The organism is Phytobacter palmae, from assembly GCF_039409775.1.
Taxonomy (GTDB): Bacteria; Pseudomonadota; Gammaproteobacteria; order Enterobacterales; family Enterobacteriaceae; genus Phytobacter; species Phytobacter palmae.
Map to the genome: position 1 here is coordinate 1 of NZ_JBCIVJ010000022.1, position 12,336 is coordinate 12,336.

Annotated in this window: 11 protein-coding genes; 1 reads left to right on the top strand and 10 read right to left on the bottom strand. The window is 52.9% G+C overall.

Going from position 1 to position 12,336, the window contains the following annotated elements; all coding sequences use genetic code 11:
• Positions 1 to 136: 136 nt before the first annotated feature.
• Genes potD through potA form a run of 4 tightly spaced genes read right to left on the bottom strand, consistent with a single transcriptional unit; the run spans position 137 to position 3,981 of the window.
• Positions 137 to 1,183, bottom strand: coding sequence for a spermidine/putrescine ABC transporter substrate-binding protein PotD (potD, locus tag AAIG39_RS21045; RefSeq protein WP_249572191.1), 1,047 nt, complete (start codon positions 1,181 to 1,183; stop codon positions 137 to 139).
• 17 nt (positions 1,184 to 1,200) lie between these two features.
• Positions 1,201 to 1,992 (bottom strand): spermidine/putrescine ABC transporter permease PotC, encoded by a 792-nt coding sequence (potC, locus tag AAIG39_RS21050; RefSeq protein WP_090087871.1) that lies wholly within the window; start codon positions 1,990 to 1,992, stop codon positions 1,201 to 1,203.
• Entirely contained in the window at positions 1,989 to 2,846 is an 858-nt protein-coding gene (potB, locus tag AAIG39_RS21055; RefSeq protein ID WP_090087870.1) for a spermidine/putrescine ABC transporter permease PotB, read from the bottom strand. The genes potC and potB overlap by 4 nt, the downstream gene beginning before the upstream one ends.
• Positions 2,830 to 3,981: a spermidine/putrescine ABC transporter ATP-binding protein PotA gene (gene potA, locus AAIG39_RS21060; protein ID WP_249572202.1), complete on the bottom strand. Its 1,152-nt coding sequence runs from the start codon at positions 3,979 to 3,981 to the stop codon at positions 2,830 to 2,832. Before potA ends, potB begins: the two co-directional genes overlap by 17 nt.
• A gap of 257 nt (positions 3,982 to 4,238) precedes the next feature.
• Here potA and pepT point away from each other — a divergent pair, with 257 nt between their 5' ends.
• On the top strand, positions 4,239 to 5,465 hold the full coding sequence (gene pepT, locus AAIG39_RS21065; protein WP_249572193.1) for a peptidase T: 1,227 nt from the start codon (positions 4,239 to 4,241) through the stop codon (positions 5,463 to 5,465).
• A gap of 66 nt (positions 5,466 to 5,531) precedes the next feature.
• On the opposite strand, the gene AAIG39_RS21070 is transcribed toward pepT, so the two are convergent.
• The 6 genes from AAIG39_RS21070 to mnmA all read right to left on the bottom strand — a co-directional run bounded on the left by AAIG39_RS21070 (position 5,532) and on the right by mnmA (position 12,213).
• On the bottom strand, positions 5,532 to 6,653 hold the full coding sequence (locus tag AAIG39_RS21070) for a ribosomal protein uL16 3-hydroxylase (protein WP_090087865.1): 1,122 nt from the start codon (positions 6,651 to 6,653) through the stop codon (positions 5,532 to 5,534).
• 90 nt (positions 6,654 to 6,743) lie between these two features.
• A complete protein-coding gene (phoQ, locus tag AAIG39_RS21075) occupies positions 6,744 to 8,207 on the bottom strand; it encodes a two-component system sensor histidine kinase PhoQ (RefSeq protein ID WP_249572194.1) in 1,464 nt (487 codons plus the stop codon).
• The gene (gene phoP / locus AAIG39_RS21080) at positions 8,204 to 8,878 is read right to left on the bottom strand and encodes a two-component system response regulator PhoP (RefSeq protein ID WP_041851692.1); all 675 of its coding nucleotides are present in this window, start codon (positions 8,876 to 8,878) and stop codon (positions 8,204 to 8,206) included. The genes phoQ and phoP overlap by 4 nt, the downstream gene beginning before the upstream one ends.
• A 137-nt stretch (positions 8,879 to 9,015) precedes the next feature.
• Positions 9,016 to 10,386 (bottom strand): adenylosuccinate lyase, encoded by a 1,371-nt coding sequence (gene purB / locus AAIG39_RS21085; protein ID WP_041851691.1) that lies wholly within the window; start codon positions 10,384 to 10,386, stop codon positions 9,016 to 9,018.
• Positions 10,387 to 10,405: 19 nt separating this feature from the next.
• A complete protein-coding gene (gene hflD / locus AAIG39_RS21090) occupies positions 10,406 to 11,035 on the bottom strand; it encodes a high frequency lysogenization protein HflD (RefSeq protein WP_041851690.1) in 630 nt (209 codons plus the stop codon).
• Positions 11,036 to 11,070: 35 nt separating this feature from the next.
• A complete protein-coding gene (gene mnmA, locus AAIG39_RS21095) occupies positions 11,071 to 12,213 on the bottom strand; it encodes a tRNA 2-thiouridine(34) synthase MnmA (protein ID WP_343194663.1) in 1,143 nt (380 codons plus the stop codon).
• Positions 12,214 to 12,336 lie beyond the last annotated feature (123 nt).

Sequence of the window (12,336 nt, forward strand, 5' to 3'; positions counted from 1 at the left end):
TCAGGCTATAGCCTTACAGGATCAATCACCACCTCCCCAGGAGGTGGTTTAAGGGTGACAACAAAAGGGCCGCAGAGATGCGGCCTTTTTTATGGCTGAGATGCTGGCAGAACGGATGTCCCGCCTGTTACAGGCATTAACGACCCGCTTTGAGCTTCTGGTAATACTCTTCGTAAATGACGCTGGCGCTACCGACATCGTTTTGCCATTCGCCTTTACTGATGGTTTCGGCATCCGGGTAGAGTGATTTATCGTTGGCCACTTCCGGGCTAAGCAGCTTACGGGCAGCGAGGTTTGGCGTCGGATAGCCAATGGTTTCCGCTACCTGCTTTGCAATTTCCGGGCGTAACAGGAAGTTGATAAGCTTAAGAGCCCCCGCTTTGTTTTTGGCATTGGCTGGAATAGCAAGGCTATCCATCCAGAAGATACCGCCTTCCTCAGGCCAGATTATCTGCAGCGGCGTGCCCGCCTGGCGGGCGACATACGCGGAACCGTTCCACACCATACCGAGATTTACTTCGCCTTCCATATACGGGTTCGCCGGGTTATCGGAATTAAACGCCGCCACGTTAGGCATCAGTTTTTGCAGCTCTTTGTACGCTGCTTCAATCTCTTTAGGATCGGTCGTATTACCGGAAAGTCCCAGTTTACGCAGCGCCACCTGGAAGACTTCGCGCGCGTCGTCAGTAAGCAGCAGGCTGCTTTTATACTCAGGCTTCCAGAGGTCCGCCCAACGGGTCACCGTCCTGGGGTCAATCTCTTCGCTGTTAATGCCAATGGCGGTCGCCCCCCAGATATACGGAATGGAGTAGTCGTTATTCGGGTCAAATGGCTTATTTAGCATCTCCGGGTCGAGATTATGGAAGTTGGTCAACTGCGATTTATCGATCTTCTGGATCATGCCCTCTTTACGCATTTTGTCGACAAAGTAGGTGGAGGGCACGACCAGATCATAGGCACCCTCTTTATAGGTTTTAAGCTTGGCATACATGGTTTCATTCGATTCATAGGTTGAATAGATAACCTTGATGCCCGTCTCTTTGGTGAACTGTTCCAGCAGACCCGGCGGCACATATTCCGTCCAGTTGTAGAAATAGAGCGTCTTGCTGTCATCCGCGTGAGCGGTATTGATGCTCAGTGCCAGAGCACCCGCCGCAAGCAGGTGGCGTGACCATGTTTTCATTTTAACGTCCCCTGAGGTTATGCCCGGCGCGCCGGACTTTTGGTTTTATCACGTGCAATTAACTGGCTGGCGACAACCATCACCAGCGACAGAACAAGCAGAATCGTTGCCAGCGCGTTCACCTCAGGTGAGACGCCGACTTTCACCATTGAATAGATTTTCAACGGCAGAATTTCATACCCCGGTCCGGTAACGAAGGATGAGACCACTACATCATCCATCGACAGGGTGAAGCTCAACAGCCATCCCGCCGCCACGGCAGGCATCGCCAGCGGCAGAATGATTTTGCGCAGGATCACCAGTTCGCTGGCACCCAGATCTTTTGCCGCTTCCAGCATCCGCACATCAAACCCGTTCAGGCGTGAATAGACCGTTACGACCACGAACGGCAGGCAGAAAGTAATGTGTGAGAACAGCAGCGACCAGAACCCCAGTTGAATACCCAGCAGCATAAACAGCACCAGCAAGGAGATGGCCATTACGATATCTGGCGACATCATCACCACGAACAGCATGCCACTGACAAAAGGTTTGCCGCGAAAGCGATAACGGTAGAGCGCCACGGCGGTCAGCGAACCGATAAGTGTGGCGAACGTGGCGGAGAATACCGCCATCGTGAGAGAGTGCTGTGCCGCCTGTAACAGACTGTCATTATTCATCAGCAGGCTGTACCACTCGGTGGTAAAACCTTGCCAGTTAATCCCGAATCGCGAGCTGTTAAACGAGTTCACAATCAGAATGATGATGGGAATATAAAGGTACGCGTAAATGGCGGTCATAAAACCGCCGCGCAGCAGCCGACCGATCATTCCAGTTCCACCCTTTTGTTCAGCAGGCGCGAGGCGCGCCAGTAAATCAGCAACAGCAGACCCATCACAATGGTCAGTGTGATGCTGGTGGCCGCGCCAAAAGGCCAGTCGCGAATATTGAGAAACTGGTTTTTGATCACATTGCCAATCAGCAGATTTTTGGCACCGCCCATCAGGTCTGAGACGTAAAACAGCCCCATCGCGGGGAGCAACACCAGCAGACAACCAGCGATAATGCCTGGCATGGTCAGCGGAATAATAATGCGCCAAAACGTCTGTAGCTTACTGGCACCCAAATCTTTCGCCGCTTCCAGCAAAGCTTTATCGAGTTTTTCAATACTGGAGTAGAGGGGCATGACCATAAACGGCAGCAGGATATAGACCAGCCCGATAATGACCGCCACCGGGGTGAACATCACGCGCAGCGGCTCATCAATTACCCCCAGCCAGAGCAAAAAAGTATTCAGATAACCTTTGGTGCTGAGGAAAATTTTCAGGCCATAGATACGAATCAGCGAGTTGGTCCAGAACGGAACAATCAGTAAAAACAGCAATAACGGGCGCACTCTTGCCGGTAGTTTTGCCAGAAACCAGGCGAAGGGATACCCCAGCGCCAGGCAGGCAAGGGTAGCTATTACCGCCATATTCAGCGAGTGCAGCAGCACATCAAAATAGAGAGGGTCCAGCAGACGGGCATAGCTATCCAGCGAGAAAACCATCGTCACGAAGTGGGCATCGTCACGGGTCAAAAAACTGGTCGCAATAATCATCAGGTTGGGCAGAAAGACAAACAGCACAAGCCAACCGACGATAGTGGCAATCACCACATTCTGGAATTTACTTGTGCTCTTCATCAGCCAGTACGACCTCCCAGCTTTCCACCCAGCTAATCGCCATTTTTTGATTCAAAGAGTGGTCAAAATCGGGGTCATCTTCATTGAAGAACTCGCTGACCAGCACCATTTTGCCGTTTTCCAGCTCTACCACTGACTCCAGCGTCATCCCTTTATAATTACGCTCACGCACGTAACCTACCAACCCTTCTGCCTGCGCGACATCATTGATCTCTTCGACACGCAAATCTTCCGGGCGCAGCATTACGTTTAGCAACTGGCCCTTTTCGACCGGGAAGCTGACGTAAATTGTGCATTCGCGTCCTTCGACGGCGGCGCGCACACGCTGCGCATCGAGACGCTCAATGACGGTGGCACTGAAGATATTGATCTCACCAATGAAGCTTGCGACGAAGAGGTTCTTCGGCTCTTCGTAAATTTCCCGCGGCGTACCGTCTTGTTCTATTTTGCCCTCACGCATCACCACGATCCTGTCTGACATAGTCAGGGCTTCTTCCTGGTCATGAGTCACGAAGACGAAGGTAATATCAAGTTTACGCTGTAACGCCTTTAATTCGTTTTGCATCTGCTTGCGCAGCTTATAATCGAGCGCGGAGAGCGATTCATCCAGTAAGAGCAGGCGCGGCTTGTTGACCACGGCGCGGGCAATAGCAACACGCTGCTGTTGACCACCGGAAAGCTGGTGCGGTTTGCGCCGGGCGAACGCTTCAAGTTGCACCATTCGCAGGGCATCAGTGACGCGCGGGGTAATCTCTGCTACAGGCGTTTTTTGCATCCGCAGACCAAATGCCACGTTTTCAAAAACGGTCATATGGGGAAAAAGCGCGTAGCTTTGAAAGACGGTATTAACATGGCGATGTTCCGCCGGCACGTCGGTGATATCCCGATCGTCGAGTTTGATATGACCCGCATCAACGCTTTCCAGCCCGGCAATCAGGCGAAGTACGGTGGTTTTGCCGCAGCCGGATGGGCCGAGGAGGGTGAGGAATTCGCCGTTATTGATGGTCAGGTTAAAGTCAGAAATGACCGTTTTACCATCAAAACCTTTACAAAGGTCGACCAGTTGCACCAGCGGAGTGGGCGAACGCGGTTGTGTATTCAATTTTTTACTCTGTCCCTTGTCAACGCATCGGATAACGCTCCTGATGCGGGGTTTGTGATTAACCACCTTAGGGTCTGACACATTGATGAAGGCCTGGCATTCTACGGCAAAGCACTGAAATCGCCAATCATTGATCTATTTACGCGGCCAAAAGTTGATTTTGTCAGCTACGTTTAAGTGAACAAAACAAAAATGAAAATATCCTCGTTTACGGGATAAAAGTGACCTGACGCAATATTTGTCTTTTCGGGCTTATTAATAATGTTGTCACGTTTAGCGAGGGTGGCTGTATGGATAAATTATTAGAGCGTTTTTTACAGTATGTTGCGCTGGATACGCAGTCGAAGCCGGGTGTCCGTCAGGTGCCGAGTACCGACGGGCAATGGAAGCTCTTGCGCTTACTCCAGCAGCAGCTTGAAGAGATGGGGCTGGAAAATGTCACACTGAGCGAGAAAGGTACAGTGATGGCTACGCTGCCCTCTACTGTTGACAGGCCGGTGCCCGCTATTGGCTTTATCTCTCATGTTGATACCTCCCCCGATTGCAGCGGTAAAAATGTGAATCCGCAAATCATCGAAAACTACCGTGGCGGCGATATCGCATTGGGTATCGGCGATGAAATACTCTCACCCGTCATGTTCCCGGTGCTGCACCAGTTATTGGGGCAGACGCTCATTACCACAGACGGTAAAACCCTGCTGGGTGCCGATGACAAAGCCGGTGTGGCGGAAATCATGACCGCGATGGCGGTGCTGAAACAGAAAAAAATCCCGCATGGTGATATTCATGTAGCTTTCACCCCGGATGAAGAGGTCGGTAAAGGGGCGAAGCATTTTGACGTCGAGGCGTTTGGCGCGAAATGGGCATACACTGTTGACGGTGGTGGGGTGGGTGAACTGGAGTTCGAAAACTTCAACGCCGCTTCGGTCACGATCAAAATTGTTGGCAATAACGTCCATCCGGGAACCGCAAAAGGGGTGATGGTGAATGCGCTGTCGCTGGCCAGCCGCATTCATGCGCTGGTGCCTGCCGACGAGAGCCCGGAAAATACCGAAGGTTATGAAGGTTTTTACCACCTTACCAGCATCAAAGGCACCGTTGAACGCGCGGAGATGCATTACATCGTTCGCGATTTTGACCGTAAAGCGTTTGAGGCGCGTAAGCGCAAGATAATGGAAATTGCCAAAAAAGTCGGGAAAGGCCTGCACCCGGACTGCTACATCGAACTGGTGATTGAAGACAGTTATTACAATATGCGCGAGAAGATTGTCGATCATCCGCATATTATTGATATTGCCTGTCAGGCCATGCGCGACTGCGATATCGAACCACAGATGAAAGCGATTCGCGGCGGCACCGATGGTGCACAATTGTCATTTATGGGGCTGCCGTGTCCTAACCTGTTTACCGGCGGTTATAACTATCATGGCAAACATGAATTTGTAACGCTGGAAGGGATGGAAAAAGCGGTACAGGTGATCGTGCGTATCGCCGAGCTGACAGCGAAACAGGAATAAAGTCTTATTCCTGCGAGCGTGACAGACAGGCCGGGCAAACGTGATGTTGCCCGGCATTTTTGTGGCTTAGTCTTCGAAGAACCAGTATCCGCTGTTGACCAGCGCGGCGAGCATCGCAAGGAATGACGGGTCTTCGAGCGCATCGCCAAAGGCGCTCTCATTCAGAACGATATGATTTGCCAGCGCGTCGAGTGCCGGTCGATGCGGGGAATTAATGCGCTCGCCGTTAACGAAAACTTCGCCCGCGATACGCAATACACGCAGTCCGCCTAAACGCACCAGCTTATCTCCCTGTTTCAGCGCATCGTAAATTTCATCAGGCTGGTATGGCGGCTCCGGTGGGGTGACATCCAGTTCGTGACGCGACTGGGTAATAAACTCGCCGATCCACTCATTGAAATGTTCTGGCTGATTGATCAGATCCAGCATCATCTGGCGCAGGCCATCCAGTTCTTGCGGCAGGACATCTGCCGGGTGTTCGCGTGACGGCACATCCGGGTCGGTATAACGCTGGCTGCCCAGTTCGCGCTGCAACACATAATCGGCAAACCCGCTGATCAATTCGCGTCCGCTGGGGGCTCGGTAGCCGACGGAATAGTTCATGGAGTTTTCCAGCGAGTAGCCCTCATGCGGGAATCCTGGCGGAATATAAAGGATATCGCCCGGCTCCATCTCTTCATCGATAATGGCCTCGAAGGGATCGACCTGCAACAGGTCAGGATGTGGACAGTGTTGCTTCATTGTCGTCTTTTCACCCACACGCCAGCGGCGACGGCCGGTACCCTGAATGATAAACACATCGTATTGATCGAGATGGGGGCCAACGCCGCCACCGGGCACGGAAAACGAAATCATCACATCGTCGGTGCGCCAGTCGGGCAGGGCGCGGAACGGACGCATCAGCGCCGCAGTCGGTTCATGCCAGTTGTTCACCGCCTGCACCAGTAGCGACCAGTTACTCTCGCCCAGATGGTCATAGCTTTCAAACGGCCCGTGGCTGACTTCCCATTTGCCATCAAGATGGCTTACCAGGCGGCTGTCGACTTCATCTTCCATAGCCAGACCGGCCAGTTCGTCAGGGGAAATGGGATCGATAAATTGTGCAAAGCCGCGCTTGAGCACTACCGGGCGTTTTTGCCAGTAGCGCTCGATAAAATCCGGCCAGTTAAGGTTGATGTTATAGTCCATGTCTGTTTCCCCAAACGTTAGTTTGAGTCGGAGTATAACGGATGGTGGACGGCCTGCGTGGAACAGGCCAGCTTATTTTGCCTGAATGCGTTAATTATCGCCGCTTATCGGTTGCTGACGGCCGAAGATGGCCTCCATTTTTGCTCCACCGAGTAAACTTTCGCCCGTCAGGATCTGTCCATCGTATTGCTCAACGATTTCACGGGCAACGGATAATCCCACTCCCTGGCCCGGACGGAGCGTGTCGGCACGCTGACCGCGATCAAAAACCACCTCACGTTTGGATAAGGGGATCCCCGGACCATCATCTTCGATAATGATATGCACGCTCTCATCGGTCTGCCTTGCCGACACTTCGACAAATTCGAGGCAATATTTACAGGCGTTATCCAGCAGGTTGCCAATCACTTCCATAAAGTCGTTTTTTTCACCGACAAAGCTAATCTCCGGTGAGATATCGAGGCTGATATTCACCCCTTTACGTTGATACACTTTGTTCAACGCCGAGGTCAGACTATCAAGAAGCGGAGCGACCGGGTGAAGTTCACGACTCAGCAGCCCACTGCTACCGCGCATACTGGCGCGATGCAGATAATAACCAATTTGCTGAGAAATGCGGCTTATCTGTTCCAGCATGACCGGTTCGGCGTCGCTTACGCTCAGTTTTTCACTGCGTAACGAACGCAGCGTACTTTGCAGCACTGCCAACGGTGTTTTCAGGCTGTGTGTCAGATCGGTGAGGGTAGTCCGGTATTTGTCGTAGCGCTCGCGCTCGCTTTTCAGCAGGCGGTTGAGGTTACGCACCAGACTTGTAAGTTCGCGCGTGGTGGCCGGATTCAGATTCTCACGGTGATGTTCTTCCAGCTCGCGTACCTCTTTCGCCAGCTCCTCTATAGGGCGTAAGCTCCACCAGGCGGCCATCCATAGCAGTGGGATAACCAGCAACAGGTTTGCCGCCAGCACATAAATGAACCAACTCCACACCATCCAGGAGCGCTTGAGTTCAATGGGAACAGTGTCGATAACGACAATGGTGAGCTGCGGCATTCGCGCGGTGGCCGGATAGACGTTGACCGCCACCGAGTGGGTCATTTCCGAGGTGTTGTCATCTTCCCGAATTGCGTTGAACTGTTCCACCACCGACTCATTGTTATCCACCAGCGTGCTGGAGTCGTCCACATCCGCTTCGATTTCATGAAATCCATCGGCCTGGAGCCAGGATGGGTCAACGCGTTTTGCCAGCCATGGGATATCCCGTTGCGCCCAGATAAGTTTGCCCTCTTTATCATAAATCAGGGTGATAGTCGGGCTTTGTAAATTGAGGCTGTTCGGCAGATCGACACTTAGCGTGTTGTTTTCCCAGCGGGCAAGGGTATAGAACAGGTTACTTTCGCCGCGCAGCAGACGGAACGTGGTTTTATCAAAACTGACGCTGTAGCCTATCAGTGCGACCATCCCATAGGCGAGAGACAGCACCAGCACAACGGCGGCGGTCGCCAGAAGGAAACGAACCCGTAGCGAGAGCGGCAGAAGATGCCGCATTACACGTCTCATTTGGGCAGTTCGAAGAGATAACCCTGGCCACGTACCGTGGTGATCACCTCTGCGGGATAGAGTGCCTGGATTTTTTTACGCAAGCGCCCCATCAGGACATCAATCGTGTGGCTTTCGCGCAGTTCGGCATCGGGATAGAGCTGGAGCATCAGGGAGTCTTTGCTGACCACTTTGCCGCTGTTGCGAATCAGGGTCTCCATAATGGTGTATTCAAACGCCGTCAGTTTAACGACTTCGCTGCTGATCGACATTTCCCGCCGAGAGAGGTCCACCTGAAAGGGCGGCATGGAGATGACCTGCGAGGCCAGCCCGCTGTTACGGCGCATTAATGCCTGAATGCGTGCCACTACTTCCTCAATATGGAAGGGTTTAGTGACGTAATCATCAGCACCCGCGCTCAGCACTTCGACTTTATCCTGCCAGCCTTCCCGGGCGGTCAGGACCAAAACGGGCAGAGAGACCTCATGACTGCGCCAGCGGCGAATCAGCGATAATCCGTCTTCATCAGGCAGACCGAGATCGACAATGGCGATATCGGGCACGTGTTCATTCAGAAAGTAGTCTGCTTCCTTTGCATCTTCCGCGGCATCGACCTGATGACCCAGTTCCTGAAGCTGAACTTTCAGGTGGTGACGCAACAGGGCATTGTCCTCCACAACGAGTACGCGCATCGTCTTAACTCTCCTTATATTTTCAATACGAATAGTGTAACGCTGATTCTCTGGCGGCAGGGATAAACATTTGTTAAACCGAGAGGAAGGAAGCCCTCTTTCCCGATGAAAAGAGGGCAAAAGTCGGCAGGAGGGGATTATTTCAGTTCATCAACCATGGTGATGGCGCGGCCAATGTAATTTGCCGGGGTCATCGCTTTCAGACGAACTTTCTCGTCTTCCGGCAGTGCAAGGCTATCGATAAACTGTTTCATGCCTTCGGCATCCACACGTTTACCACGGGTCAGCTCTTTGAGCTTCTCGTACGGTTTTTCGATACCGTAGCGACGCATAACGGTCTGAATCGGCTCAGCCAGGACTTCCCAGTTATGATCCAGCTCATCCAGCAGACGGTCGCGGTTCACCTCCAGCTTGCTCACACCTTTCAGTGTTGCCTGGTAGGCAATCAGCGCATAACCCACGCCCACACCCAGGTTACGCAGTACGGTGGAGTCGGTCAGGTCGCGCTGCCAGCGGGAAACCGGCAGTTTGCTTGCCAGGTGTTGCAAGACGGCATTGGACAGGCCGAGGTTGCCTTCGGAATTTTCGAAGTCAATCGGGTTCACCTTATGCGGCATGGTGGAAGAGCCAATTTCGCCAGCGATAGTTTTCTGTTTGAAGTGGTTCAGGGCGATGTAACCCCACACGTCGCGATCGAAATCGATCAGGATGGTGTTAAAGCGTGCCATGCAGTCAAACAGCTCCGCAATGTAATCATGCGGCTCGATCTGCGTGGTGTACGGGTTCCACTGGATGCCCAGAGAGGTCACAAACTCTTCACTGAACTGGTGCCAGTCCACTTCCGGGTAGGCGGCGATGTGGGCGTTATAGTTACCCACCGCACCGTTGATTTTGCCGAGGATTTCCACCTGATTCAGCTGGCGATACTGGCGTTCCATACGGTATGCCACGTTGGCCATCTCTTTACCCATGGTAGACGGCGTAGCCGGCTGCCCGTGAGTACGGGAAAGCAGGGGAATATCGCGATACTGGACGGCCAGGTCTTTCACCGCATCAATAACCTGACGCCAGTAGGGCAGGATGACCTCATCGCGCGCGGTTTTCAGCATCAATGCGTGGGAGAGGTTATTAATATCTTCTGAGGTACAGGCAAAGTGGATAAATTCAGAGACCGCATGTAACTGGGCGATATCCGCCACTTTTTCTTTCAGAAAATATTCGACCGCTTTCACGTCATGGTTAGTGGTGCGTTCGATAGTTTTGATACGTGCCGCATCTTCTTCATTGAAGTCAGCGACGATTTTATCGAGGAAACCGTTTGCGTCGTCAGCAAAAGCAGGAACTTCCTTGATCGCTGCATGTGACGCCAGCTTTTGTAACCAGCGTACTTCGACTTGTACACGAAATTTCAGCAAACCGAATTCGCTGAAGATCCCGCGCAGCGCGCTGACTTTATCGCCGTAGCGTCCATCGACAGGGGAAACGGCGGTCAGTGAGGATAATTCCATAGTTCAGAACTCCGGGAGGTTAACAATGAGCGAGAATTTGTTTGGCCTGAGTTGTCAGGCGATTACGGGAAAACATTAACTGCAGGCGGCCACCGCCAACCTGATGCCACAGTACAGCGGCACGAATGCCGGCGAGCAGTGTGGCGCGAACTTTCGCCTGGACCTGCGGGCTTTGAAGAACCGCAGGCGAACCAGTTACCTGAATACGCGGACCGAGCGGGCTAATCACATCGACATAGATACCGGCCATGGCGCTGAGCAGCGTCTCCGACTGGAGATCAAAATGTTCAAGCTGGCGCTGCAAACCCGCGATACGGTCACCGAGCGTATTCATCGCGTCTTTGTGGCCCGCCAGCTTGCGTTCCAGCACCATCAGGCTAAGAGTATAGCGGGTCAATTCGGCATTCAGCCCCTGACGACTGCTGGCATTAAGCACGCCAAGCAGCGTTTCCAGCCCGGTGCGCAGGTTAGCTTCACTACCCCCAAAAACGCTCAGGGTGGAGTCGGGGTTGAGGTCGATGACGCTATTGAGAGAAACATGGAGCGCGTCGGCGTCGCAATGTCCCTGATGCGCCAGTTGCTGCACCAGACGGGCGGACTGGCAAATACCTGCCAGCGCCAGGGTGATGTCGTAGTAATTCTTGGCCACACTCGCTCCTTGATTCGCTATCTCAGTCTCATCGATTAAACCGGCAGCGCGATACGCTGCTCGATAATACCGCCGCCGAGGCACACCTCGCCGCTATAGAAAACAGCAGACTGGCCTGGGGTTACCGCAGCCACCGGCTCGTCGAAACGAACCTCAATGCGGTCTTCATCGAGCGCGGTAATGGTGCATGGAATATCGGTCTGGCGATAACGGGTTTTCACGGTGCAGCGCAGCGTACCGACCAGCGGTTCGCGATTAACCCAGTGCAGTTGCTGGGCAATCAGTCCAACGGACATCAGACGTGGGTGATCGTGTCCCTGCGCGACCACCAGGATATTGTTTTCCACATCTTTATCAACTACGTACCATGGATCTTCGGTGCCTTCTTTAGTACCGCCAATCCCCAGACCTTTGCGTTGACCCAGCGTGTGGTACATCAGACCCTGATGTTCGCCAATCTCTTCGCCGTCAACGGTGAGGATTTTGCCCGGCTGGGCAGGCAGGTAGCGGCCCAAAAATTCGCGGAATTTGCGCTCACCAATAAAACAGATGCCGGTAGAGTCTTTTTTCTTGGCCGTGACAAGCCCCAAATCTTCGGCGATTTTGCGCACTTCAGGTTTTTCCAGTTCACCGACCGGGAACAGGCTTTGAGCGATCTGCTCATGGCCAAGGGTATAAAGGAAATAACTCTGATCTTTGTTGCCATCCAGACCACGAAGCAAACGGCTTTTGCCATCGACATCAGCACGGCGCACATAGTGGCCGGTCGCAATATAGTCGGCGCCCAGGTCTTCGGCGGCAAATTCGAGGAAGGCTTTAAATTTGATCTCTTTGTTGCACAGAATATCCGGGTTGGGCGTGCGTCCGGCTTTATATTCCGCCAGGAAGTGTTCAAACACGTTATCCCAGTATTCTGCGGCAAAATTTACGGTGTGCAGTTCAATACCGAGTTTGTCACACACGGCCTGGGCATCAGCCAGATCGGCCGCCGCGGTACAGTATTCTTCGCCATCGTCCTCTTCCCAGTTCTTCATGAACAGGCCTTCCACCTTATAACCCTGTTGCAGTAACAGCCAGGCAGATACGGAAGAATCGACACCGCCGGACATGCCGACGATCACTTTTTTTGGGCTATCAGACATAGAATACTCACGACATTGAACTTCAAGGCGGCGTATTCTATCACGCACTCGCCGCGCAGGCACCCCTGCATATTACCAATCCGCAACAAGTAGGGGGGAAATTACCGCTGACCTCTCTTGTCGTAAGCCCTGGGATGTATCTGTACGTGAGAAATGAGG

Bases quoted from the DNA above. Each gene is read 5' to 3' on its own strand.
- potC (WP_090087871.1), bottom strand. From the start codon at position 1,992: ATGATCGGTCGGCTGCTGCGCGGCGGTTTTATGACCGCCATTTACGCG.
- pepT (WP_249572193.1), top strand. From the start codon at position 4,239: ATGGATAAATTATTAGAGCGTTTTTTACAGTATGTTGCGCTGGATACG.
- purB (WP_041851691.1), bottom strand. From the start codon at position 10,386: ATGGAATTATCCTCACTGACCGCCGTTTCCCCTGTCGATGGACGCTAC.
- phoQ (WP_249572194.1), bottom strand. From the start codon at position 8,207: ATGAGACGTGTAATGCGGCATCTTCTGCCGCTCTCGCTACGGGTTCGT.
- phoP (WP_041851692.1), bottom strand. From the start codon at position 8,878: ATGCGCGTACTCGTTGTGGAGGACAATGCCCTGTTGCGTCACCACCTG.
- AAIG39_RS21070 (WP_090087865.1), bottom strand. From the start codon at position 6,653: ATGGACTATAACATCAACCTTAACTGGCCGGATTTTATCGAGCGCTAC.
- potB (WP_090087870.1), bottom strand. From the start codon at position 2,846: ATGAAGAGCACAAGTAAATTCCAGAATGTGGTGATTGCCACTATCGTC.
- potD (WP_249572191.1), bottom strand. From the start codon at position 1,183: ATGAAAACATGGTCACGCCACCTGCTTGCGGCGGGTGCTCTGGCACTG.